A 411-nucleotide genomic window follows, 5' to 3' on the forward strand; every position below is an offset into this window, starting at 1 on the left:
CGTATCGTACCGAAGGTTGTAATTCGCGGAATGCAGCTTGGTTTAGGCTTGCAATTAGCGACGCTGTCTCTTAAAGAATATGTTCAGGCGGATTCGGTTGCAGGATATTGGTTAGCGGCTGTCGCATTTATTGTGACTATCTTTCTTATCGGCAATAAGAAATATCCCGCCGCTTTATTCGTCATTATGTTAGGCGCAGTTTATGCTTTTACCCTCAAGCTTGATACTGCAATAGTAGCACAAAGCATAGGTTTACACCTGCCTGAATTTCATGTTCCCACAGTGCAGGATGTTCTCACAGGATTTGTGTTACTCGCGTTGCCGCAGGTTCCGCTTTCACTTGGCAATTCGGTACTGGGGACGAAACAAATTGTACAAGATTTGTTTCCCGATCGCTCACTCAGCGTTCGT

General features: G+C 45.3%; 1 protein-coding gene. It reads left to right on the forward strand.

Going from position 1 to position 411, the window contains the following annotated elements; all coding sequences use genetic code 11:
- Positions 1 to 30 precede the first annotated feature (30 nt).
- The coding region (locus VF724_RS21635) for a hypothetical protein (protein ID WP_371756253.1) at positions 31 to 411 on the forward strand (381 nt) is incomplete at its 3' end.

The sequence above is a fragment of the Ferviditalea candida genome (assembly GCF_035282765.1).
Taxonomy (GTDB): Bacteria; Bacillota; Bacilli; order Paenibacillales; family KCTC-25726; genus Ferviditalea; species Ferviditalea candida.